Source organism: [Mycobacterium] manitobense, assembly GCF_025821665.1.
In the GTDB taxonomy this organism is placed as follows: Bacteria; Actinomycetota; Actinomycetes; order Mycobacteriales; family Mycobacteriaceae; genus Mycobacterium; species Mycobacterium arseniciresistens.
The window spans coordinates 18,726-42,795 of the sequence record NZ_JACKSJ010000250.1; the positions used below are offsets into that span (position 1 = coordinate 18,726).

Sequence of the window (24,070 nt, forward strand, 5' to 3'; positions counted from 1 at the left end):
GATTAACTCCCGGTGACCAGAACCGGTTTGACGACCCGGCCGGATTTCGCCGCGGACCAGCCGTCGCCGAAGTCGTCGAACCGGTACCGCGTCACCACCTTCTCCAGCGGTAGCTCGCCGCTGCGGACCAGGCCGGCCAGCCGCGGGATGAACGTGTGCGGCTCGCTGTCACCCTCGACGACGCCGCGCACGGTCAGGCCGCTGCCCATGATCAGCCCGACGGGCAGCGCCGCGGTCGGCGCGCCGAGGCCGACGATCGCGAGCGTTCCGCGTGCCCGCAGCGCCGTCAGCGCCCCGGCCAGGACGTCGGGGATCGCGGTGGTGTCGATCGCGGCGTGCGCACCGCCGCCGGTGAGTTCGACGATCTCGGCGGTGGCGTCCGCGGAGGTGGGGTCGACGGTGGCGGTCGCGCCCAACTCCGCGGCGAGGGCGCGGCGCTCGGGCACCGGGTCGACCGCGACGATGTCCCCACACCCGGCGATCCGGGCGCCCATCACCGCCGACAACCCGACCGCGCCGACGCCGTAGACCACGAGGGTGTCGCCGCGCTGCGGCGCGATCGTGTTCAGCACGGTGCCCACGCCGGTCTGCACGCTGCAGCCCAGCGGGGCGGCCAGCGCGGGGTCGAGGTCGTCATCGACCGGCACGGTGTTGCGGGCGGAGGCCAGTGCGTAGGTGGCCAGGCTGGACTGGCCGAAGAAGCCGCCGGTGATCGCCTCGTCGCCCAGGTGCAGCGCGTCGCGCGCCCCTCGCAAGTTGAGGTCGGTGGAACGCCTGCAGTAGGCGGGTCGACCCTCGACGCAGTTCGGGCACTCACCGCAGCTGGCGAAGGTCAGCACCACCCGCCGGCCGACGGCCACACCGGCGGAGGGGCCTGCCGCCTCGACGGTGCCAGCCCCCTCGTGGCCGAAGACCATCGGCATCCGCCGCTGCGGCCAGCGTGCCGCCACGCTGATATCGGTGTGGCAGATGCCGACCGCGTCGATGCGCACCAGCACCTCGTCCCCGACGGGCGGGCGGATCCGGATTCCGGTCAGCTCCGGGTCGGCCCCAGCGTCGAGCAGCACCGCGGCACGGGCATCGATCACCCGGGAAGGTTAAATGTTCAACGTCGACGACAGGAAGGCGGCCATGCGCGCGATCCAGATTGCCCGGCTCGACGGTCCGCAGGCGGCGGAAGTCGTCGACATCGACGAACCCGGTGCCGACGGCGCTGTCCTCATCGACGTGCACGCCGCCGGGGTGGCGTTTCCCGACGCGCTCCTCAGCCGCGGCCTCTACCAGTACAAGCCCGACCTGCCCTTCGTTCCCGGCGCGGAGATCGCCGGGGTGGTGCGCAGCGCCCCCGCCGATTCCGGTGTCTCCGCGGGCGACCGGGTGGCGGGCCTGACCATGCTGTCCGGCGGGATGGCCGAGGTGGTGGCGCTGCCCGCGGAGCGGGTGTTCACGCTGCCCGACAACGTCTCCTTCGAGGCCGGCGCCGGTCTGCTGTTCAACGACCTGACCGTGCACTTCGCCCTGCGTACCAGGGGCCGCCTCGCGGAGGGTGAGACCGTCCTGGTGCACGGCGCCGCCGGCGGCATCGGCACCTCGACGCTGCGGCTGGCGCCGGCGTTGGGTGCGTCGCGCACCATCGCGGTGGTGAGCACCGAGGACAAGGCGGACATCGCCCGCGCGGCCGGGGCGTCGGACGTCGTGCTCGCCGACGGCTTCAAGGATGCGGTCAAAGAGCTCACCGGGGGCCGCGGCGTGGACGTGGTGGTCGATCCGGTCGGCGGCGACCGGTTCACCGACTCGCTGCGCTCGTTGGGCGTGGGCGGGCGGCTGCTGGTGGTCGGGTTCACCGGCGGTGACATCCCGACGGTGAAGGTGAACCGACTGCTGCTCAACAACGTCGACGTGGTCGGCGCGGGCTGGGGCGCGTGGACGTTCTCCCATCCCGACTACATCCGGGAGCAGTGGGCCGAACTGGAGCCGCTGCTGGCGTCGGGCAAGGTGTCCGCGCCTGCGCCGGAGGTCTATCCGCTGGAGCGGGCGGCCGACGCCATCGCGGCGCTGGAGAACCGCACCGCGAGGGGCAAGGTCGTCGTCGCGCTGCGCTGAGCGGGACTGACCTCGCGGGAAAGCCTCGCCCGCGCAACGCCCGCCATACACTCGGAGCACAGCGGCAGCCTGCTCAACGAGGAGCGTAGAACCATGACCTTGATCGACGCGGAGCCGACGGCCCGCACCAGCTTCGATGACGATGTCGAAGCCACCCAGACCTACTTCGACAGCCCCAGGTTCGAGGGGATCATCCGGCTGTACACGGCGCGGCAGGTGGTCGAACAGCGCGGCACCATTCCGGCCGACTATCCGGTGGCGCGGGAAGCTGCCGCCGCCTTCTACCCGCGGCTGCGCGAGCTCTTCTCCGAGCACAAGAGCATCACCACCTTCGGCCCCTACTCGCCGGGGCAGGCCGTGACGATGAAACGGATCGGCATCGAAGGCATCTACCTCGGCGGGTGGGCGACCTCGGCGAAGGGGTCCACCAGCGAGGATCCCGGACCCGACCTGGCGAGCTATCCGCTCAGCCAGGTGCCCGACGAGGCCGCCGGGCTGGTGCGCGCCCTGCTCACCGCCGACCGCAACCAGCAGTACCTGCGGCTGCGGATGAGCGAGGAACAGCGCGCGACGACGCCTGCAGTCGACTACCGGCCGTTCATCATCGCCGACGCCGACACCGGCCACGGCGGTGATCCCCACGTGCGCAACCTGATCCGTCGCTTCGTGGAATCCGGTGTGCCGGGCTACCACATCGAGGACCAGCGTCCGGGCACCAAGAAATGCGGCCACCAGGGCGGCAAGGTGCTGGTGCCCTCGGACGAACAGATCAAGCGCCTCAACGCCGCCCGCTTCCAGCTCGACATCATGGGGGTGCCCGGCATCATCGTGGCGCGCACCGACGCCGAGGCAGCCAACCTGATCGACAGCCGCGCCGACGAGCGAGATCAGCCGTTCCTGCTCGGGGTCACCAACGTGAACGTGCCCCCGTACAAGGCGTGCTTCCTCGCGATGATGCGCCACTTCTACGACAGCGGCATCAAGGAGATCAACGGCCATCTGCTGTACGCCATCGCCGACGGCGAGTATGCGGCTGCGCACGCGTGGCTCGACCGCCAGGGCATCCTCGCCGCGATCGACCAGGCCGCATCGGACTGGAAGGACGGCGACCCCGCCAACGAAAAGCTCTACGACGGAATCGAATCGAAGCTCGTCGATGCCTGGCAGGTCGATGCCGGAGTGATGACCTACGGCGAGGCGGTCGCCGAGCTCATCTCGTTCCGGGAAGGCGAGGGCGACGGGCTGGACATGTCCGTCGCCGACTGGCGGGCATTCGCCGAGCGGGCCTCGCTCTACAGCGCCACCGAGAAGGCCCGTGAACTCGGCCTGGTCGCGACGTGGGACCCGGAACTGGCCAAGACGCCGGAAGGCTACTACCAGATCCGCGGCGGCATCCCCTATGCGATCGCGAAATCGCTTGCCGCGGCCCCGTTCGCCGACATCCTGTGGATGGAGACCAAGACCGCCGACCTCGCCGACGCGAAGAAGTTCGCCGAGGCGATCCACGCGCAGTTCCCCGACAAGATGCTGGCCTACAACCTGTCGCCCTCGTTCAACTGGGACACCACCGGCATGAGCGACGACGAGATGCGGGTATTCCCCGAGGAACTCGGCAAGATGGGGTTCGTCTTCAACTTCATGACCTACGGCGGCCATCAGATCGACGGCGTCGCCGCCGAGGAGTTCGCCACCGCGCTCCGCCAGGACGGCATGCTCTCGCTGGCCCGTCTGCAGCGCAAGCTGCGCCTGGTGGAGTCGCCGTACCGCACGCCGCAGACCCTGGTCGGCGGACCGCGCAGCGACGCCGCGCTCGCCGCCTCGTCGGGCCGCACGGCGACCACGAAGTCGATGGGTGAAGGCTCCACCCAGAGTCAGCATCTGGTGCAGACCGAGGTGCCGAAGAAGCTGCTCGAGGAATGGCTCGCGTTGTGGGGTGAGCACTATCAGCTCGACGAGACCCTGCGCGTGCAACTGCGGCCCCGCCGCGCCGGCGGCGAGGTGCTCGAACTCGGCATCTACGGCGACGGTGAGGACAAGCTCGCCGACGTGCTCGTCGACCCCATCAAGGACCGGCACGGACGCAGCATCCTCACGATCCGCGACCAGAACACCTACGCCGAGAAGCTGCGGCAGAAGCGCCTGATGACGCTCATCCACCTGTGGCTGGTGCACCGGTTCAAGGCAGCCGCGTTCTACTACGTGACGCCGACCGAGGACAACGTGTATCAGACGGAGAAGATGAAGTCGCACGGCATCTTCAGCGACGTGCACGAGGACGTCGGCGAGATCATCGTCGCGGAGGTGAACCAACCGCGGATCGACGAGCTGCTGGCGCCCGACCGCGAGGCGCTGCAGCGGCTGATCCGCAAGGAGGACTAGGCCGGCCCCGGTTCCCGGCGGGCTGCGGGTTCACGACCCACGGTCGCCGCACCTGGCGGAGTTCGGCGGAATCCCCACCTACGAGCCGGACGAACGCTGGTGCGCGACGGGAACTTTCACGCCGTTCCAACATCCGGTGACGATGACGACGGGCGCAGTGGTGGCGGGACTCGAGCACCACCACTCGGCCGTCGGCACCATCGATTTCGACCTCACAGGCACCGCAGCGCGATTGACGGCATTCGCCCGCCCGGACGGGTCGATGCATCTGCTGTTCACCGACGCCACCAGCGGGGTGACCACCTATCCGGGCGCTCGGTCGCTGGCGGTGGTCGGGCCGGATGAGTCCGGGCAGGTGGTGCTCGACTTCAACCGGGCGGCGAATCTGCCGTGCTCGTTCACCGACTTCGCGACGTGCCCGGTGGCACCGCCGGAGAACAGACTCGCCGTGGCGGTCGAGGCGGGCGAGCAAGACCCGCGGCGCTAGCGGTCCGCCTCGGTGAGCCCGGGGGGCTCGCTCGCCGGGCTGGTAGCGAAAAAACTTGCGTCACAATGGTTTCTGCTGTCACACGGTGGGCCGTTTCTGTCAGACCCTCGCACTAGCGTTCGAAGTATGGACAGGGAGAAGGTGGTGGCGGCGTTGGAGGCGTGGGATGCCGCGCGTGCCGCGTTCGCCGCCCTGCCCCTCGACAACCTCTCCGCCGCGGACCTTCTCGCGGTGTACGAGCGGCGTGCGCACGCGCACCGTCAGGACGCCGCGGTGGATCACACCGTTCTCGCGCACCTGAGCCGGCAGTTCCGGCCCGAGGCGTACGGCAACACCAGCCTGCGTGATGTGTTGGCCCAGCGGCTACATCTGGACACTGCCGATGCGACGCGACGCCTCTCCGCGGCTGAGACGTTGGGGCCGCGGTGGACGTTCACGGGGGAACGTCTCGACCCGGTGTGGGTGCACACCGCCGCCGCGTTGCGGGCGGGGGCGATCGATCCCGCACACGTCGAGGTGATCCGTAGATGCCTCAAGAAGCTGCCCGGTTGGGTGGACGCGACCACCCGGGCCGACGCCGAACGCGACCTCGCGGGCTGGGCTCAACGGATGCCGCCGCAGGATCTCGAGGTGGCCGCGGTGTACCTGCTCAACGCGATCGACCCCGACGGTGCCGAACCCGATCACGATGAGCAGCAGCACCGCCGCAACCTGGTCATCGGTAAGCAGCAGCCAAATGGCATGACACCGATCAAGGGTGACCTCGACCCGGAGACCGCTGCGCTGTTGGACGTGATCATCACCAAATACGGCCCCCCGGGTCAGAATCTGCCTGAGGACCCGGGTGCCGGTGAGACCATCCCGCGGGAGGTCTTCGGGATCGCTGACCCGCGTACCCGCGAGCAGCGCCACCATGACGCGCTGAAGATCGCGTTACGTGACGTCGTCGCCTCGGGATCCATGGGGCAGGTCAACGGGATGCCGGCCACCATCGTGGCCACCACCACGGTCAAGGATCTCGAGTCCCGGACGGGGTATGCCGACACCGCCAGCGGCCGCAAGCTTCCGATCCGGGATCTGATCCGCCTGGCCGGGCAGTCGCAGCATTATCTGGCGGTGTTCGACGACCACACCGAGGAAGTCCTGTACTTCGGGCGGGCACGGCGGTGTGCATCGACGGCGCAGCGGTTGGCGCTGTTCGCCCGCGACAAGGGTTGCACCCGACCGGGCTGTACCCGCCCGGCATTCGACTGCCAGGTCCATCACGCTCAACAGGACTGGTGCGACGGCGGTTTGACGGACACCACGGACATGGCGCTGGCCTGCGCACCGGACAATCACCTCATCGAGAACACCGACTGGGCCACCCGCCGCCGCAACGGCCGAACCGAATGGATCCCCCCACCACCCCTCGACACCGGACAGACGAGGGTCAACAACCACCACCACCCCCGCCGCTACCTCGCCGACCATTCTGACGATGACGGTGAGGCGGACTAGCCGGGATCGCCGCCCGCTCGGGTCATACCTCCATCCGTGACCCGACGAGAATCGTGCGATCCCACGGCAATCTGAAGTAGCCGGCGGCATCGGCGGTGATGAAGGATGTCGCGATGAACAGCCGCTTGCGCCATGGCGCCATCGTGGGCTCGTCGCCCGCCGACAGGTCGAGCTTCGACAGGAAGTAGGACGCCTTATCGACGTCGATGCGCCCCTCCGTCTGCGATGGATCCAGTAGTCGCAGCGCGGCGGGGACGTCGGGTCGTTCCATGTAGCCGTACCTCGCCGTCACATGGAGGATTCCGTCGTCGGCGTGCCCGAGGTCGTTGATCACCATGCGGTCGCTGTCCGAGACCCTGGGCACCGGTTGGGTTTCGAGCGCCAGCACCACGACATGTTGGTGCAGGACGTGGTTGTGCTCGACGTTCGCACGCAACGCCAGCGGAGCGCTGTCGTCACCGCGGTTCAGGAAGACGGCGGTGCCCGGGATGCGCGGCAGCGGCGGTTGCCGATCGGCACACGCGTCGACGAAGTCGCGCAACGGCCCTTCGATCTCGGCTCGCTTCTCGGTGACCAGCCGACGTCCACGCTGCCAGGTGGTCATCACCGTGAACGCGGCGATGGCGATCAACAGCGGCAGCCACGAACCGTGCAGCAGCTTCGTCAGGTTCGCTGCGAGGAAGAGGAAGTCCACCGAGAGCAACACTCCCCCACCGATGAGCACCAGCCACAGCGGCACCTTCCACCGCGAGTGCGCGTAATAGAGGAACAGCGTCGTGACGATGGTGATCGTGCCCGTGACCGCCATACCGAACGCGTACGCCAGCGCGGACAAACTCCGGAAGGCGAACACCAGGGTCAGCACCGCCACGAGCAGCAGCGTGTTGATGAACGGAACATAGACCTGACCGATCACCGACGCGGACGTGTGCGCGATACGCAACCGCGGCAGGTAGCCGAGTTGCATCGCCTGCGACGCCACCGAGAACGCACCGGTGATCACGGCCTGGGAGGCGATGACGGTGGCCATGGTCGCGAGCACCACCAGGGGGATCAGGGCCCACGACGGCGTCAGCAGGAAGAACGGCGCACGCACCGCTTCGGGGTCGCCCAGCAGCAGTGCACCCTGGCCGAGATAGCTCAATGTGCACGCCGGCAGCACGGCGCCCAACCACCCGACGGTGATCGCGCGGCGGCCGAAGTGCCCCATGTCTGCGTACAGGGCTTCGGCGCCGGTGACGGCCAGGACGATCGCCGCCAGCGAGAAGAAGGCGATGTGGAAGTGGCCCACCAGGAATTCGAGGGCGTACGTCGGCGACAGCGCCTTCAAGATCTGCGGATGGGTGACGATGCCACCGACGCCGCACGCGCCGATCACCGTGAACCACACGACCATCACCGGACCGAAGAACCGGCCGATCGCGGCGGTGCCGCGGCTCTGCACCGCGAACAGGCCGATGATGATCACGGCCGTGATCGGCACCACGAAGTCCTCGAAGTCCGGTGTGACGACCTTGAGGCCCTCCACCGCCGACAGCACCGAGATCGCGGGGGTGATCATGCTGTCGCCGAAAAACAATGAGGCGCCGAAGATCCCGAGTGCCGCCAACATCAGCGCGGTGCGCTTGCCCTGCCGTTGACCCCATTTCCTGAGCAGCGTGATCAGCGCCATGATCCCACCCTCCCCGTGGTTGTCGGCGCGCATGACCAGCGTGATGTAGGTGAGGGTGACGATGAGCATGACCGACCAGAAGATCGTCGAGACGACGCCGTAGACATTGGTGTCGTTGAGCGGGACCGGATGCGGATCGGTCGGGTCGAAGACCGTCTGCAGGGTGTAGATCGGGCTGGTCCCGATGTCGCCGAACACCACACCGAGTGCTGTCAGCACCACGACCGGTCGCGCCGACGGGCGGTGTGGCGGGTCCTGCTCCGCCACATCGGACAAGCGCTGCGCCATCGTGCAACCCCCTCTGCGGCCCGGCAGCGGTCGCCGGCTGGACCCGTCCCGACATTATGTGCAACGTCGGGCTTCCCCCGGCCATGAACCGGAAGGTTTCGAGCCGGCCTCGACGAGTCGTCACCGTCGCGCTACGCAACAGGACGGCGACGTCGAAGTGCCGTTGAGGCGTTCGTCGTTCGGACGCAACCGAATACGTTCTGCGAACGGCGCCTCGGGCTGCCGTTGCGGTCGTCGGTCGGACCGGCGTGTTGGGTTCACCGGCGGTGTCGAACGTGTGTTCTAATGTCCCGGACCGCGAGCCTGCGCATTGCGGGCGATGATCAGAAGGAGTTCGCCGTGACGTTGACCGTAGACACTCTGGCAGGAGATGCGTTGCCGGCCGCCTCGGACACTCCCGAGGTCCCGCTCGCTACTGAGACTCCTGCCGGGAAGCCCGAGAAGGCGCCGGCCAAGAAGGCGACCAAGAGGACCAAGACGCTCGAACTCACCCTCACCGTCACCGGTACCGCGGACGGCGAATGGAGCGCCGAACTCAAGCGGGGCAGCAACTACCTGGTGCGTGGCCTCGCCGTCGCGGCTGCCGCGGTCTCTCGCGCCGCCAGGGAACTGCACGACGATCTCTCCGCCCCGATCGACGAGGTCATCGAGGAGGCGCGTGCCCAGCAGGCCGCCAGGGTCGCCGCCCTCGAGGCCGAACTCGAGGCTGCCCGAAAGGTTCTCGCCGACCTGGACTGAGGTGTCGCGCTCCGGGCAGAGTATTCAGCCATCAGTGTTCAAGAAGCGCCACGCCCGCGTCGCGGCGTGCAGATTGAACCGGGTGTCCACGTTGCGGAGGTCGTGCCCAGTGAGTTCGGCGATGCGTGCCAATCGGTAACGCAGCGTGCTGCGATGAATGTGAAGGGCAGCCGCGGATTCGTCGTAATTGCCACCGCACTCCAGGTAGTCACTCAGGGTCATCACCAGTTCGGAGTTCTTGCCGACGTCGTAGTCCAGTAGTACGCCCAGCCATTCGCGCACAAACCCTTCGACCTCGCCGCCGCCGTCTGCGGCGTCGACAAGCCGATAGAATCCCAGCTCGTCGAACGCCGCTGCGCCTTGTGGACTCATCGAGCGCAGCCGGATGCTCATGGCCCGACGGGCTTCCGTGAAGGACTGCGGAAAGTCATCGGGTACCAGACATCGAGACCCGATGCCTATGACGCTCGTGGTTTCGCCGAGAACTTCGCTGATAGTGCGATAGAGCGCTTGTGGGTCCGGGCGGCCGTCGGTGAGCAGTACCACCAGGCCGGCACTGCGCCCTTGCAGATAGCTCAGATTCAGCGCAGTTGCGGCGCGCCCGGCGGCGGTTGCCAGCGCATTCTCGGTGGGACCGGTACTTCGCACCACCACTACGTAATGGGGGCACCGCAGGTCGTGGTCAAGGGCGTCGGCACGAGCGTACGCGCCGTCCCGATCGGTACCCGCCAACAAATCGTCGACAAGATCGCGGCGCAGGTTGAGTTCGATGTCAGCGACGGCTCGCTGGTGCGAAAGCTCCAGTGCTAAGACGATCGCACCGTAGTGCAGGGCGAACAAGTCGTCCTCGGTAACGGTGTCGTCCGGATCGTTCAGCGCGAGAACACCGAGGACCTCGGCCCGGGGCTGGACGAGTGTGAGGACCCGCCGTCCGATTCGCGCTCGGCCGTTCCGTGCGGCGAGGTCGTGCAGTAAGAGATGACGCTGGTCCGCCTCTTGTTTGGGGTAGGGACGCGGTAATCCGGGACCGGCCCAGCACAGCAGATTGCCGAACCGATCTTCGACAGCCACTGAATGCCCGGTCAGATCATTCAGGGCATCCGCGATTCCTTGCTCGCCCGTCCCCCCGGACAATGTAGTGCTCAATACTTCGTGCACCCTCGACTGCCGTTGCAGACGCTCGACCGTTGTGGCGAGTTCACGGTTCGCTACCTTCAGATCGCCAACTGTTCTTGTCAGGTGCGCCGCATCACTGGCGGAGCGGTCATGCGCCGCAGCGTGGGCCAGGGCGGCGCCGGCCTGCTGGGCGAGAATGCTCAGCAACCGGCTCGCGTCTTTCGAAGGTGGACTGGTGGCGCTGACCACCAAGCATCCGTTGATGGCGCGTCGGTGACGCATTGGGTACGCCCACCCCCACCGGCCGTTTTCCGCCTCGATCTGGCCATCCCCGTTCGATCGGCGGTGCCGTTCGATGTCACGGTGTTCCTTCGCGGATGAGGGAAACTGAACGAATTCGCCGTTGACCGACCGATAACTGGCCTCGAACTGGCAGGGCCCGAGGCCGCGAATGGCGGCCGAGGCGACGAGGAAGATCTCGCCGGCATCCGAGTCGCTGAAAGTGACATCAGAAAGCGCGGCAAGTCCAGCGGACAAAGCCTGTTCGGACTTTGGGGTGCCCTGTGACGGGCTGAGCGCATCATCTCTCATCGTGGAATCCTAGGCTAGGCTCCTCCCGGACCCAGCGCGGTCACCATGTGCATACCCAAGGTCGGCGTTTTGAAACCGGATCCTCCCTTCCGCGGAATACTCCGGCTCACCGCACATTTCCCGCTTTACCGGTGCCGATCTGCGGGCGCCGCCACAGCTCCCACGCGAGTCGCATGACGCCGATCGCGGTGAGTATGGTCAGCGACAAGACGGCCGGCACAGAAGTCGCCACGGGATACACCATGAGAGACGCGGCGGCAGCGAGCAGCCGATCGACGACAAGCTGGTGGTGGTCACGCCAGCGGTAGGCGACCTCGGTGGCGTAGAACAATGCCACCCCTCCGGTGAGGGCGAGGGCGGCCAGCGGCGCCAACGGCTCGTCGATGTGTTCCACCGAAACCCGCGCCCCGAGGGCGAAAAAGACAACGCCGGCGACGAGCGGCAGGTGCAGGTAGCTGTAGGCGTCGCGCGCCAACTGTGCCCGTTCGACAGCGGGTGTTTGCCGCAGACGCTCCTCGGCGCCGGTGGTGAGGCCGAAGTAGGTCCACCACAGGGTGCCCGTGATCAGCACCCCGAGAACCACAGCGCCGAGGACGCCTGGGTGGTGCACGCTTTCGGACGCGCCCGCTCCCAGTGAGATGATCGCCTCGCCCAGCGCGATGATGATGACCAAACCGTGGCGCTCGATGAAATACGCAGGTACGACCCGAAAGCCGTTGATTCCGGCGATGAGGGGACTGCCGAAGTCGGCCGCCGCCGCCGCGACCCACAGCAACTCACGGTAGGGGGAGTCCACAAATGCAGCGGCAACGATCACGACCGGGCCGACAAGCAGGCCCGGCACCAGTCGGCGGATCGCCGACGCCAATTCAGCCTCGCCCCGGGACGCCGACGCAATGAACATGCCGGCGTTGATAAGACGGACGGCGAACAATGCAAGCGCGAAAACGAGGGCACCGGTGGTGAATGCGGTCGGCAGCGCGATCACCGCGATGAACATCGCCGCCATCGCGACGATGACCATAGTCGTGTGGATCACCCGCGCGATTTCGAACAAGTTGGTCAGCCAGGCGTAGCACACCCACGCCCACCAGAGGGCGAGTAGAGCGAGCACACCTCGGCCGAAGCCCTGCCAGGAGATGTCATGGAGCATCAGATGGGTGACCTGCGACATCGCGAAGACGAACGTGAGGTCGAAGAACAACTCCAGGTAGCCCACCGACCGCTCATCCGATTCCTGTGATTCGTCGGATTGGGGCTCGCTGCCGGCAGATCCTCCGGCGTCGTCGCCGTCGTGAACCGTCATCGTCGACCGGTGGTCATGATCGTGGGCTGTTTTTGTCCACCAGTGATGTTGTTCGCCGACAACACCTTCTCGGAGTGGTGGCGCGCAGCACCTCATCCGGGTCGGTGCTGATAGTGACGCGACCCTCGATCAGGACGAAGGCGTATGGCGGGCGATCGTCGTCGATGCACAACGCGACCCGTGGATCGCGAAGCACCGCCCGGCCCTTGACGGACTTGGACGCGGTGGTGATCAACAGATCGTCGCCTTCGAGAATGAACCACACCGGAACGACGTGCGGGCGACCGTCCCGGCGAGTGGTGGCCCACTTGGCCGTCCTGGTTTCCGGCGGTGACGAAACCGCGATACTCGGCGGCCGACATCGGTGGCATGACAACCTCCAGTGAAATCGTGAGTCAGGCGGCCACATCGGCACGCGTCACAGCGGAGCCGGTGGGCCATCTAGTCGGTACTTCGCCCTTTTAGTGTGCGATCCCGAAGTGCCGCAGGGAGTGGGCCAGCGAGCCGAATCTTCGGGGCGAAATTAGGCCTGTCAGTGCAACACGAGGGCCGCGCCGTAACGAGGATGTCGTCATCGACGGGAATCTGAGATGTTACGCCGTCAAGTCAGGTGCCCGGAACGGCTGGGTGCGCCGCAAGCAGTTGTCCGCTGCATGGTCCCACTTGCGCGCTCTGGCGCCTCTCGACCTGGTGGGGTGAACCGGCTCGGCGAAATTGCGCCTGGCGGCCCGGTTCGGTGTTGCCGACGACAGGCCAAAGTTGGGGCGTTGGCCTGTTTGGGCCGTTCTGGAACGTTGAAACGGAGGAAGCGAGTGACCCATCCGTCGGGTATTCCGGTGTTCGAACGGTTCTTTCGCTCGGTCGCCAACATCAAGATCGACAAAAACGATGTTCGTCGCTTCCGGGAGTTCGTCGACGAGCAGATTGACGACATTGCCATCGCAGGGCGCAACTCCGCCAAGTGGAACGGGCGTGACGTGATTGTGCCGCAGGATCTTCCGATCACGAAGGGCGTCCAGGAGCGGATGCGCGAATTCGACAAGCTCGACGAGGCCGAGGAGATCCGTGGGCTACTGCGCCAGGTGGTGCGTCGCCCACCCGGCGACGTCACGTTCGCAGAGGACACCGAGGAGCTGCTGCCGGAGCTATTCGGGGCGTTGGGCATTGCGCTGGCCCGATCGTTTCGCGTGGTGGACCCGGCGGTGTCCAACCCATCGACTGAACATTGGAATCGGGTGTTCACGATGTTTCGACTGGTGTTCTGATGTCCGGCGGCCGGGCCCCACAGTGAAGGCATTCTTTGGACGACCACCGCTAATAGAAGTAAGGGGTAATTGATATGACTTTGCCACTACAGCGCTCCGCTGATCAGGCGGAGAGATGGCGGCCGTTGCGCGAGTTCGAGAATCTCTACACCGAGATGGATCGGCTTACCCAGTCGGTGTTCGGCGGACGCAAGGGTGAAGGTGCCTGGTTACCCGAGGCCGACATCATCGAGACCGATAGCGCCTACATCATCGAGGTCGAGCTTCCAGGAGTGTGGCACCAAGACGTCGATGTCGCGCTGAATGGGAATGAGTTGGTGGTGACCGGCGAGGTGAAGGACCGCAAGCGCGAGGGCTTGTTCCGCCGCCGTACGCGAAAGGTCGGTGAGTTCGAGTTTCGTGCCACGCTGCCAGGCCAACTCCGGGAGGACGAGGCCGAGGCGTCGTTGGCGTATGGCGTGCTGAAACTTTATGTGCCGAAAGCGGAAAGCACGAAGTCACGCAAGATTCCGGTGAGTGAGTCGGGAGAGGACTCAAGCTAGGTGTCCGTGGCGCCTGGCTCACGATCGGCCTCACTGAGGAACCGCCACGCCCGCGTCGCGGCATGGAGGTTGAACCGGGTATCGACCTTGCGGAGGTCGTGGCCAGTGAGTTCGGCAATGCGCGCTAGCCGGTAGCGGAGCGTGCTGCGATGAATGTGAAGGGCGGCTGCGGCGTCGTCGTAGTTTCCACCGCATTCCAGGTAATCGCTGAGCGTTAGGACCAGCTCGGAGTTCTTCCTCTTGTCGTAGTCCAGCAGTGCGCCCAGCCATTCGCGCACGAAAGTTTCGACCGTCGCGCCATCATGGGCGCCGGCGATCAAACGATAGAAGCCGAGCTCGTCGAATGCCGCTGCACCTTCAGGATTGGCCGAGCGCAGCCGGATGCTCATAGCGCGACGGGCTTCCACAAAGGACTGCGGAAAGTCCTCGGGCACCAGACATCGAGAGCCGATACCGACGACGCTGGTGGTCTTGCCAAGGATGTCACTGATCGTGCGGTGCAGCGCCGGGGGGTCCGGGCGCCCGTCGATGAGCAGCACGACCAGACCCGCGTGGCGCCCTTGCAGGTAGGTCAGATTCAATGCGGTTGCGGCACGCCCGGCGGCGGTTGTCAGCGTGTTCTCGGTCCGACCGGTACTTTGCGCAACCACCACGTAGTGAGGGCGCCGCAGGTCGTGGTTCAGGGCGTCGGCACGCGCGTAGGCCCCTTCCCGCTCGGTGCCTGCCAAGAGGTCGTCGACAAGATCGCGGCGCAAGTTGAGTTCGATCTGAGCGACGGTTCGCTGGTGGGAAAGTTCCAGTGCTAGCACGGTTGCGCCGTAATGCAGGGCGAACAAGTTGTCCTCGGTCACCGTGTCGTCCGGGTCGTTCAAGGCGAGGACACCGAGGATCTCGGTCCGGGGCTGGACGAGTGTGAGTACTCGCCGTCCGATTCGAGCTCGACCATTCTGCGCGGCCAGCTCGTGCAGTAGGAGCTCGCGCTGGTCCGCCCGTTGCTTGGGGTAGGGGTCCGGTAGGCCGGGTCCGGCCCAGCAATGCAGGTTGCCGAACCGATCCTCAATAGCCACCGAATGCCCTGTCAGGTCGTTCAGTGCGTCCGCGATTCCCTGCTCGCCCGTCCCCGCGCCTACTGCCGTGCTCAATGCTTCGTGCACCTTCGTCTGCCGCTGTAGCCGCCCCACCGTTGCGGCGAGTTCACGGTTTGCTACTTCCAAATCGGCGACTGTTTTTGTCAGCTGTGCCGCGTCGCCGGAGACCCGGGCATGAGTTGCGGCATGGGCCAGGGCAGCGCCGGTCTGCTGGGCCAGTTCAGCAGGAGTCGCTCCGGCGGCAGCTAAAGCAACCTCCGCGGTTGGATCCAGGAGAGTCATCAGAGATTCCTCCGCCGACCTGTTGGAGAAGTCGGTGGCGTGGGTCTAACCCGGAGTTGGAGCAACTGGGGACACGGATCGCTGTCGGAATCGAGAGCTGCCTACCCAGTGTGCTCCTGTATCACCATCCGCACCACCCCGTGGGGCAATAACCCGGGGGACGCATGCTCTTGGTCGAGGGGTGAACCAAGTAAGTCGTGCGCACTGGCCTCGGACGAACGTCCACACGGTGTCCAGTGGATGACCCCGTCCACGACGACAGGGCCGAGCACGCGCGACAGGGTGTCGCGATCTTTGCGGATATTGGCATTGCCGCCACTGGATAGTGTGGGTTGCGCGCTCGACACAAATGGTCAGCAACTGGGTTGCGTCTTTCGACGGAGGTCTGGTGGCACTGACCACGAAACACCCGTTGATGGCGCGTCGGTGTCGCAGCGGAAAGGCCCATTGCCACCGGCCGTCTTTCGCCTCGACTTGGCCATCCCAGTTGTACCGGCGGTGCCTTTCGAAGTCGCGGTGTGCTGGCTGAGATTGTGGAAACTGAATGAATTCGCCGTTGACCGATCGGTAGCTGGCTTCGACCTGGCAGGACCCGAGTCCGCCGACGGCGGCCGTGGCGACGCGAAAGATCTCGCCGGCATCGGAGTCACTTAAACTCACGCGCGTCAGCGCAGTCAGTCCAGCTGACAGTGCCTGCTCGGCCTCGCGGGTGCCCTGTGACGGGTTGTGCGACTGAGCGTTCATTTTGGAGCCCTGGGCTCGGGTTCTCTGGAGCCCACCCCCTTCTAGGAAAGGGCTACCCGATGGCCGCGTTCCGAAGCGGATTTCCGGTCCGGAAGTTACCCGGCGTGCGCTGATTAGCCCGCGTCGTCGCTGCGGATCTCACGACCACCCCTCGCGGCCGGCCGATCCCCCGGCGGCCTTAACGTCGTAGACCGTCATCTTCGACCGGTGGTCATGATCAACGACTGTCCTGTTCACCGGTGATGTTGTTCTCCGAGACCACCTTCTCGGGGGTGATCCGCACCAGCAGCATCCCCTCCCCGCCATTGAGTCGGCCGTACTCCTGCGCCCGCTCCGCCCCGACATATCGGCGGGCGTTGAGAGTGGCGGCGCGCAGCACCGCATCCGGGTCGGTGCTGACGCTGGCGCGACCCTCGATCAGGACGAACGCGTACGGCGGGCGGTCGTCGTCGATGCACAGCGCGACCCGTGGATCGTGGAGCACCGCTCGGCCCTTGACCGATGTGGACCCGGTGGTGATCAGCAGATCGTCGCCTTCCAGAACGAACCACACCGGCACGACGTGTGGGCGACCGTCGCGACGACTGTTGGCCCACTTCGCCGTACGGGTTCCGGCGGTGACGAAATCGCGGTACTCGGTATCCGACATGGGTGGCATGACTATCTCCGGGTTGAAGTCGGGAGTTCGGTATCGGCACCGCCGCGCGTGGCAGCGGGTCACGGCTACATCGCTGTTGCGGCCGCCTTGGCAATGGCTTTGTCCTGCTCCCCGGTGCCGCCACTGACGCCGACCGCCCCGATGATCTGGTCGTTGTGCCACAGGGGCACACCACCGGCGAAGATCATGATGCGTCCGCCGTTGGAGGCGTGGATTCCGTAGAACTGTTCGCCCGGCGACGCGTTGGACGCGAGGTCCTCGGTCGAGGTGTCCAGCGCTCGCGCGGTGAAGGCCTTGTTGATCGAGATGTCGATGCTGCCGATCCAGGCGCCGTCCATTCGCACGTGGGCCACGAGGTTGCCGCCGGCATCGACCACCGCGATGTTCGACGGCGACTCGATCTCGGCGGCCTTGGACGTGCCGGCGGCGATCACCCGCTGCGCGTCGTCGAGGGACACCGAACTCTTACTCACGGTCATGATGCACTCTCTCCGGTTGCCATTGTTTGAGCTCCTTTCGGTTCGGGTCGTCTCACGGGTGGAGGATGACCTTGGTCCATCCGTCGTCGCGAGCGTCGAAGTGCTGATAGCCCGTAGGAGCGTCGTCGAGCGGCAGTTCGTGGGAGACGATCCATGACGGCTTGGCCCTGCCCTCGTGGATGAGGTCGCGAAGCTGGCGGTTGTAGTGCTTGACGTTGGCCTGCCCGGTGCCGATCTTTTGACCCTTGAACCAGAACTTGCCCATGTCGAAGGCGATCTTGCCCTCCTGCTCCAGCTTGTCGGGCGCATTGGGGTCCTGCGGTAAGAAGATGCCCACCACTCCGATGTGCCCGGTGAACCGCACCGAATCGACCAGCCGGTTCATGGTCATGGCCGAATCTTCGTGTCCCTGAGGGTCATGAGCTTGGTAGCCGACGCATTCGCAGCCCTTGTCGGCGCCCTGTCCCCCGGTCAGCTCCAGCACCTGCTCCACCGGATCACCCTGGGAATCGTCGATCGGGATGACGCCGATCTGTTCGGCGAGGCGCAGACGGTCGGGGTGACGGTCGACGATCATCACCTTGCTGGCACCCTGAATCATCGCCGAGTACGCGGCCATCAAACCCACCGGGCCGGCTCCGTACACGACCACGGAGTCACCGGGCTGCATGTCGGCCAGGCGGGTGCAGTGCCATCCTGTCGGAAAGATGTCGGAGAGCATCACGTAGTCGGTTTCCTTCTCCTGCGCGTCCTCGGGTAGGCGCAGACAGTTGAAGTCACCGAAGGGCACCCGCAGATACTCGGCTTGCCCGCCCCAGAACGGTCCCATCCCGGCGAACCCGTACGCGGCGCCGGCCATCTTCGGGTCGGGATGCACGGTCTGGCAATACGCCGTCAGACCCTCTTCGCAGTTGCGGCAGAAACCGCAACCGATGTTGAAGGGCAGGCACACCCGGTCCCCTGGAGATACCTTGACGACTGCATTGCCGACCTCGGCGACGATGCCCAGATTCTCGTGCCCGAGGACCATTCCCGGCTCCAGGTCGGTGCGGCCCTCGTACATGTGCAGGTCCGACCCGCAGATGTTGGTGGCGGTGATCTTCACCAGCACGTCGGTCGGGTGCTCGATCTTGGCATCCGGAACGTCTTTGACGACGACGTCACGCGGTCCGTCGTACACAAGTGCTTTCATTCGCGAGCCTCCCTGGTGTGATGTCGCTCTGTCCGTGCCTGCCTCCTTGTAGTGTGCGTGCCCGAGGCGGCCCCGGGGACTGGGCCAGTGAGCCGAATATTCGGGGCCGAGTTCGCCCTGTCAGTACAGGCCGCGCAGATCATCCCGAGTCCGGCGGCGACCGTGGGCCATGGAAGGCGGCGGACACGGCACACCGGGACGAACTTTCGACCTCACGTTCACACCAGCGGGACCAGGACATCGGCGGCGCGACGGCCGAGCCTTGGACAGCAGGCGCCAGCACCAACAGCGCAACGACGGACGAGGCTGCGGTAGTCGTCCCGAAGGAAATGGAGTCTCCTATGGCGAATACATTGCAGGGCAAGCGGGTCGCGATCTTGGCTGCGGACGGCGTGGAACGCGTCGAGTTGGAGACCCCGCGCGAGGCGGTGAAGGACGCGGGCGGGGAAACCGAACTGTTGTCATTGAATTCGGGTGAGATTCAGGCGCGCAACAACGACCTCGAATCGGCGGGAACGTTCACCGTCGACCGACTGGTCGCCGACGCATCGGTCGACGACTACGACGCGTTGTTGCTGCCCGGCGGAACTGTCAATCCCGACAAGCTTCGCATCGATGACACAGCTGTCTCTTTCGTGCGTGACTTCGTGAGCTCGGGAAAGCCGGTGGCGACGATCTGCCACGGCCCGTGGACGCTGGTCGAGGCTGGGGTCGTCGACGGCCGGACACTCACGTCCTATCCCAGCGTGCGCACCGACCTCCGCAACGCCGGCGCCACTGTCGTAGACGAGGAAGTCGTCATCGACGGGAACCTGATCTCCAGTCGGTCACCCGACGACCTGCCCGCATTCTGCGATGCGATCGTCGACGCATTCGCCCAGTCCCCGGCGGGCGCAGTGGGACGGTGACGTCGACGTCCGTCTCGCCATTGCGGCCGGATCCTCTGCTCCTCCGGTCATCAACCACCTAGGAAGAAAGGCCACCATGGCTACCAAGGCATTGCTCGTACGGCTCGAAGCCAAGCCCGGCAAGGAAAGCGCGGTCGAGGAATTTCTGGTCTCTGCGCTCCCGCTCGTCGAGCAGGAACCCGACACGAAACCGTGGTTCGCAGTTCGGTTCGGCCCGTCGACGTTCGGCATCTTCGACGCCTTCCCCGACGACGCGGCACGCGAGGCTCATCTGGGCGGCGCTGTCGGAAAAGCCCTCGCGGAGAAGGCCGACGAGCTCTTCGCCTCGCCACCCGACATCAGCAGCCTCGACGTCCTCGCCAACAAGCTGTGACGCCGCAGCGGTGGTGACCGTTGTCGGCGGCGAGGCGCGCCCCAACACCCACCTGCAACCAAAATCGATTTCATTGGAGGAAGCGTGAAGGCCATGACGTACCGCGGTCCCTATAAGGTCCGCATCGAAGAGAAGGACATTCCGGCGATCGAGCATCCGAATGATGCGATCGTGCGGGTGAAGTTGGCGGCGATCTGCGGATCCGACTTGCACCTTTATCACGGCTTGATGCCGGATACCCGGGTCGGTCACACCTTCGGACACGAGTTCATCGGGGTCGTGGAGAAGGTCGGTTCGTCTGTGCAGAACGTCAAGCCGGGCGACCGGGTGATGGTTCCGTTCAACATCTATTGCGGATCCTGTTACTTCTGCGCCAGGGGCCTCTACTCCAACTGTCACAACGTGAATCCGAACGCCACCGCCGTGGGCGGAATCTACGGCTACTCGCATACATGCGGTGGCTACGACGGCGGCCAGGCCGAGTTCGTGCGGGTGCCGTTCGCCGATGTCGGTCCTTCGGTGATCCCTGAGTGGATGGAGGACGAAGATGCGTTGCTGTGCACCGACGCGTTGGCGACGGGCTACTTCGGCGCACAGCTCGGTGACATCGTCGAAGGAGACACCGTTGTCGTCTTCGGGGCCGGGCCGGTCGGCCTCTACGCGGCGAAGAGCTCCTGGTTGATGGGGGCCAGCCGAGTCATCGTCATCGACCACCTCCAGTACCGGTTGGAAAAGGCCCGCAGTTTCGCGAACGCTGAAACCTACAACTTCGGCGAATACGACGACATCGTGCTGGAGATGAAGAAGGCGACCGATTTCCTCGGCGCCGACGTGGCGATCGACGCTGTCGGCGCAGAAGCGGACGGCAATCTGCTGCAACACGTGACCACGTCGAAATTCAAGATGCAGGGCGGATCCCCGATCGCTCTCAACTGGGCGATCGATTCAGTCCGCAAGGGCGGGACAGTCTCGGTGGTAGGCGCGTACGGGCCGCTGTTCAGTGCGGTGAAGTTCGGCGATGCCATGAACAAAGGCCTCACCATCCATACCAACCAGTGCCCGGTGAAGCGGCAGTGGCCGCGACTCTGGTCCCATATTCAGAACGGCTACATCAAGCCGAATGAGATTGTCACGCATCGCATCCCGCTTGAGCACATCGCGGAGGGTTATCACATCTTCTCCTCCAAGTTGGACGACATCATCAAGCCGGTCGTTCTCGTCAACCAGAACTGAACACAGGAGAACCGATATGACTCAGGCATCAGAACGCGTGCCCGCCTACTCGCCGGATCATCCCCCGGTGCCCGACAGCGACGAATTACGGGCCCGTATTCCGGGTTGGGGCGCTGATCTGGACAAAAAGGATCGACCGTCAGTTCCCAAGCTGAAATTCCTCGATACGGGTGCTCATTGGGACTTTCCCGAACGCCAGCCCGAGAAGTGGCCGCGTGAGCGGTCCATCGAGCATCGCTTCCTGACCCCGGTGTTCGGAACCGCGCAGCCTCCCGCTGGGCTGTCGGGCGTCCTGCGCAGATTCGCGTACAAGTTCAGCGAGGGTCGCGCCGCGCACTGGATGATTTTGCTCTACGCGGACCGCGTCGACGCCGGCGAGCACCACCTCCGCTCGCTGCTGAGCTTGCGTCCGGACAACCCGATCACCGAGACGGGCATCAAGACCGAGTTCACCCACAACGGAATCCGGTCGAGGATTGGCCGGAATCGGGTCGACGTAAAGCACATGTGGGTGGATCCGATCATCGTCGCCGGCCCGTGGCTTCTGTCCATCTATCTCGTGAGAAGACTGTTCAAACGCAAGAAGTAGCGAGGAGTCGGTCAGATTCATCATCTGCAACTTGCTATCCTTCGGCCCACAGAACTGAGGCCACAGGAGGGCGCCGTGAACAGGCCGACCGGGCGGGAGCCCGACAAGGTCGGGCGGCCGAGACACCTCGACGACGATACCGAGCGCCGCAAGATCATGGACGCCGCTGTGCAGGTGATCGCCCGCAACGGCTACGGGCAGATGTCTGTTGGCGACGTCCTGGCCGAGGCACAGCTCTCGACGACCAGCTTTTACCGGCACTTCCACTCCAAGGACGCGCTGCTAGCCGCCGTAATCCGTCGGGACGGCGAATCGGCGCAACGCGCGATGCAGCAGACGATCGGAGCCGCAGCTGGGCCCGTCGCGGGTCTACTGGCCTGGCTGGATGGGCTGTTGGACCACTTCTATGAACCCAGAAAGGCTGCGCGCACAGCACTTTTCACCAGTCCCGAGATCCTCAGTTCCTTGAGAATGAACAGCGAGGTCATGGAGGAGATGCGCTCGATCCTCACCCAGCCGCTGGTCGACGTGCTCCGCGCCGGGCACCGGGCAGGCGTCCTGCATTCGCCCAAGCCGGCGGCGGACGCCGTCAGCCTGTTCGCTCTGGTCAGCAGCACCGCCACATCACCACGCGGTTACCCTGGCAACCGAAAAAGGGCGCGAGCGCACGTGTTACGGTTCGCGTGGCCGGCGCTGGCCATCTCCGGCGACCCAGCACGCGTCGCCCGATCGAGTCAGCGCTCACGCCAGCCTCGTAAGGAGCATGCATCCTGAAATCGGGCCGCCGCCGTTGGACACCACGGCAACCTCCGGCCTACCGGGGACCTGTCGTGCGCCTGATTCTCCCCGCAGCTGCAAGACCGCCTCGTGGAGATAGCCGTATCCGTGCAGCCGTCCACCCGACAGCTGACCCCCGTTGGTGTTCAGCGGCAGTTCGCCGTCAAGCGCGATACGGGTGCCGCCCTCGATGAAGGGCCCGCTTTCGCCGTGCCCACAGAAGCCGAGAGCCTCCAACCACGACATCGTCAACCAGCTGAATCCGTCGTACAACTCCGCGACGTCGACATCGCCGGGCCGCAATTCGCTTCGTGACCACATGTGCGCGGCGGAGGTGCGCGCCGGCATCGTCGTCAAGTCTGGCCACTGCTCCCAGGACGGGCGGCCGCCGAGGGCGGTCCCGACGGCGTCGACCTGCGCAACCAGATGGTCCACGTCCGCTGCGTGTTCGACCGCAGACACCACCAGGGCGGTGGAGCCGTCGACAGGAACATCGCAGTCGTACAAGCGAAACGGTGACGACACCATCCTCGAGCTCAGATAATCGTCGAGGGTCAACGGCGCGCGGAACACCGCCGCCGGGTTGAGCGCAGCATTCCGACGGGCATTCAGCGCGATCTGTGCCATCTGCTCTTGTGTTGTCCCGAATTCATGAAAGTGTCGCCGGGCGTAAAGCGCTAGCCAGTTCGCCGCGGAGTAAGCGCGGAACGGGATCAACCACTGCTGTGGCCCGTCGACTTGGCCGCTACCCACGCCGATGCCAGAACGCCGCCCGTTGCCCTGTGCGGTTGACTCGGTGACGGTGCGGTACACCAGGACATGGCGGGCCAGTCCCATCGATACAGCCATCACCGCGTTGATCACCGCCTGCAGCTGTCCCGGACCCTCGGCGCCGCCGCTGTGCCAGCGCAGCGACAAGCGCAACGCGTCGTGCACTTCCGGCGAGCTGGGGCCAGAGAACCCGGCAAAACCGGTGACTCCTCCCGGATAGGTTGCCAAACCGTCGATTTCGGCAACCGTCAGTCGCGCATCGGCGATGGCGGCAAGCGCGGCGTCGATTGTCAGATCGAGCGCGTCACGACCGAGCCGCCGCCCCACCTGCGATTGGCCTATACCGGAGATGACGGCTCGGCGCTCGGCGTCGGTCACGACGTGACCGGCCGGAACACCGGGAGGTGGATCGGCGTGTGGTCCTCGAAGACGACCTCGACCCGCATTCCCATACGCATGGCATCTGGTGCGACGTCAACGATGCTGGTCATCAGCCGAAGGCCAACCTGCTCGTCCATCTCCACCACGCCGATGATGTAACTATCGGCGGTACCGTCCCACGGCTGATGGTTGACCGTGTACGAGTAGACCGTTCCACGACCTCCAACGACGCGTGGAGCGACATCGCGACCCCCACAATTGGGGCAGTACGACGTCGGCGGATGGACGAAATACGAGCACGCCGAACAGCACAGGAAGCGTAGGCGGCCGTCCGCGCCCGAGGTCCAGAAGAATGCGCTCGGACCTTCTGTTGCAGGCAAGACACGATGCGGTTTGTCGGGCAAGGTGTCTCCATCCTTCGCTACACCCTTGCGTTCATGGACTGCCACAGACTATACAAATCATATTTGTAAAATGGTTTGACTGCCGAACACCGACGGGTGCGCCGCATTGCATCGTGAAGAATCCGCATCCAGGATCACCACTCGGCCTGCATCAGGACTACATCAGCATGCGGGACTGCAAAGGGAGTTCTGTGACTAAGGAGT

22 protein-coding genes and 1 pseudogene are annotated in these 24,070 nt (G+C 65.4%); 12 read left to right on the top strand and 11 right to left on the bottom strand.

All coding sequences use genetic code 11. The annotated features are described in order from the left end of the window. Positions 1-2: 2 nt before the first annotated feature. The gene (locus tag H7I41_RS27595; protein ID WP_264015834.1) at positions 3-1,088 is read right to left on the bottom strand and encodes an NAD(P)-dependent alcohol dehydrogenase; all 1,086 of its coding nucleotides are present in this window, start codon (positions 1,086-1,088) and stop codon (positions 3-5) included. Positions 1,089-1,131: 43 nt separating this feature from the next. Between H7I41_RS27595 and H7I41_RS27600 the strand changes: the two genes are divergently transcribed. The 4 genes and pseudogenes from H7I41_RS27600 (at position 1,132) to H7I41_RS27615 (ending at position 6,469) form a co-directional block, all read left to right on the top strand. Continuing rightward, on the top strand, positions 1,132-2,103 hold the full coding sequence (locus tag H7I41_RS27600; protein ID WP_264015909.1) for an NADPH:quinone oxidoreductase family protein: 972 nt from the start codon (positions 1,132-1,134) through the stop codon (positions 2,101-2,103). A 93-nt stretch (positions 2,104-2,196) separates the two neighbouring features. Then, positions 2,197-4,482, top strand: coding sequence for an isocitrate lyase ICL2 (aceA, locus tag H7I41_RS27605; RefSeq protein WP_264015835.1), 2,286 nt, complete (start codon positions 2,197-2,199; stop codon positions 4,480-4,482). A gap of 22 nt (positions 4,483-4,504) precedes the next feature. Next, positions 4,505-4,969 (top strand): annotated as a pseudogene (locus H7I41_RS27610) (DUF1684 domain-containing protein); the annotation flags it as partial. 126 nt (positions 4,970-5,095) lie between these two features. Then, positions 5,096-6,469 (top strand): HNH endonuclease signature motif containing protein, encoded by a 1,374-nt coding sequence (locus H7I41_RS27615; RefSeq protein WP_264015836.1) that lies wholly within the window; start codon positions 5,096-5,098, stop codon positions 6,467-6,469. A 22-nt stretch (positions 6,470-6,491) separates the two neighbouring features. Here the strand turns inward: H7I41_RS27615 and H7I41_RS27620 are convergent, their stop codons facing one another. Then, entirely contained in the window at positions 6,492-8,429 is a 1,938-nt protein-coding gene (locus H7I41_RS27620; protein WP_264015837.1) for a potassium transporter Kup, read from the bottom strand. A gap of 339 nt (positions 8,430-8,768) precedes the next feature. Here H7I41_RS27620 and H7I41_RS27625 point away from each other — a divergent pair, with 339 nt between their 5' ends. Beyond that, complete coding sequence (locus H7I41_RS27625) at positions 8,769-9,167, top strand: DUF6319 family protein (RefSeq protein WP_264015838.1); 399 nt, start codon at positions 8,769-8,771, stop codon at positions 9,165-9,167. A gap of 24 nt (positions 9,168-9,191) precedes the next feature. Here H7I41_RS27625 and H7I41_RS27630 read toward each other — a convergent pair whose 3' ends face one another. The 3 genes from H7I41_RS27630 to H7I41_RS27640 form a co-directional block, all read right to left on the bottom strand. Then, positions 9,192-10,874, bottom strand: coding sequence for a PucR family transcriptional regulator (locus tag H7I41_RS27630; RefSeq protein WP_264015839.1), 1,683 nt, complete (start codon positions 10,872-10,874; stop codon positions 9,192-9,194). A gap of 106 nt (positions 10,875-10,980) precedes the next feature. Continuing rightward, positions 10,981-12,180, bottom strand: a complete 1,200-nt coding sequence (locus H7I41_RS27635; protein WP_264015840.1) for a low temperature requirement protein A — start codon at positions 12,178-12,180, stop codon at positions 10,981-10,983. Between the two features lie 13 nt (positions 12,181-12,193). Then, complete coding sequence (locus H7I41_RS27640; protein WP_264015910.1) at positions 12,194-12,589, bottom strand: PPOX class F420-dependent oxidoreductase; 396 nt, start codon at positions 12,587-12,589, stop codon at positions 12,194-12,196. Positions 12,590-12,992: 403 nt separating this feature from the next. Between H7I41_RS27640 and H7I41_RS27645 the strand changes: the two genes are divergently transcribed. Together H7I41_RS27645 and H7I41_RS27650 are read left to right on the top strand one after the other, a co-directional pair. Then, a complete protein-coding gene (locus H7I41_RS27645) occupies positions 12,993-13,445 on the top strand; it encodes a DUF1931 family protein (protein WP_264015841.1) in 453 nt (150 codons plus the stop codon). A 125-nt stretch (positions 13,446-13,570) separates the two neighbouring features. Further along, a complete protein-coding gene (locus H7I41_RS27650) occupies positions 13,571-13,987 on the top strand; it encodes an Hsp20/alpha crystallin family protein (RefSeq protein WP_264015843.1) in 417 nt (138 codons plus the stop codon). On the opposite strand, the gene H7I41_RS27655 is transcribed toward H7I41_RS27650, so the two are convergent. From H7I41_RS27655 to H7I41_RS27670, 4 genes are all read right to left on the bottom strand, one after another. Beyond that, positions 13,984-15,357 (bottom strand): PucR family transcriptional regulator, encoded by a 1,374-nt coding sequence (locus tag H7I41_RS27655; protein WP_264015844.1) that lies wholly within the window; start codon positions 15,355-15,357, stop codon positions 13,984-13,986. The genes H7I41_RS27650 and H7I41_RS27655 overlap by 4 nt on opposite strands. Positions 15,358-16,318: 961 nt before the next feature. Then, positions 16,319-16,750 (bottom strand): PPOX class F420-dependent oxidoreductase, encoded by a 432-nt coding sequence (locus H7I41_RS27660; RefSeq protein WP_264015845.1) that lies wholly within the window; start codon positions 16,748-16,750, stop codon positions 16,319-16,321. 74 nt (positions 16,751-16,824) lie between these two features. Next, positions 16,825-17,238 (bottom strand): GlcG/HbpS family heme-binding protein, encoded by a 414-nt coding sequence (locus H7I41_RS27665; RefSeq protein ID WP_264015846.1) that lies wholly within the window; start codon positions 17,236-17,238, stop codon positions 16,825-16,827. 52 nt (positions 17,239-17,290) lie between these two features. Continuing rightward, the gene (locus H7I41_RS27670) at positions 17,291-18,430 is read right to left on the bottom strand and encodes a glutathione-independent formaldehyde dehydrogenase (protein ID WP_264015847.1); all 1,140 of its coding nucleotides are present in this window, start codon (positions 18,428-18,430) and stop codon (positions 17,291-17,293) included. Positions 18,431-18,771: 341 nt separating this feature from the next. Here H7I41_RS27670 and H7I41_RS27675 point away from each other — a divergent pair, with 341 nt between their 5' ends. The 5 genes from H7I41_RS27675 to H7I41_RS27695 all read left to right on the top strand — a co-directional run bounded on the left by H7I41_RS27675 (position 18,772) and on the right by H7I41_RS27695 (position 22,307). Then, on the top strand, positions 18,772-19,338 hold the full coding sequence (locus H7I41_RS27675; protein ID WP_264015848.1) for a type 1 glutamine amidotransferase domain-containing protein: 567 nt from the start codon (positions 18,772-18,774) through the stop codon (positions 19,336-19,338). A 76-nt stretch (positions 19,339-19,414) separates the two neighbouring features. Continuing rightward, positions 19,415-19,711, top strand: a complete 297-nt coding sequence (locus H7I41_RS27680; protein ID WP_264015849.1) for a putative quinol monooxygenase — start codon at positions 19,415-19,417, stop codon at positions 19,709-19,711. A gap of 84 nt (positions 19,712-19,795) precedes the next feature. Next, positions 19,796-20,944, top strand: coding sequence for a zinc-dependent alcohol dehydrogenase (locus H7I41_RS27685; protein ID WP_264015850.1), 1,149 nt, complete (start codon positions 19,796-19,798; stop codon positions 20,942-20,944). A 16-nt stretch (positions 20,945-20,960) separates the two neighbouring features. Continuing rightward, complete coding sequence (locus tag H7I41_RS27690) at positions 20,961-21,533, top strand: hypothetical protein (protein WP_264015851.1); 573 nt, start codon at positions 20,961-20,963, stop codon at positions 21,531-21,533. 75 nt (positions 21,534-21,608) lie between these two features. Then, positions 21,609-22,307, top strand: a complete 699-nt coding sequence (locus H7I41_RS27695) for a TetR/AcrR family transcriptional regulator (protein ID WP_264015852.1) — start codon at positions 21,609-21,611, stop codon at positions 22,305-22,307. Here H7I41_RS27695 and H7I41_RS27700 read toward each other — a convergent pair. Beyond that, positions 22,275-23,459: a thiolase family protein gene (locus tag H7I41_RS27700; protein WP_264015853.1), complete on the bottom strand. Its 1,185-nt coding sequence runs from the start codon at positions 23,457-23,459 to the stop codon at positions 22,275-22,277. The two genes, H7I41_RS27695 and H7I41_RS27700, sit on opposite strands and share 33 nt — an antisense overlap. Beyond that, a complete protein-coding gene (locus tag H7I41_RS27705; RefSeq protein ID WP_264015854.1) occupies positions 23,456-23,866 on the bottom strand; it encodes a Zn-ribbon domain-containing OB-fold protein in 411 nt (136 codons plus the stop codon). The genes H7I41_RS27700 and H7I41_RS27705 overlap by 4 nt, the downstream gene beginning before the upstream one ends. Between the last annotated feature and the right edge of the window lie 204 nt (positions 23,867-24,070).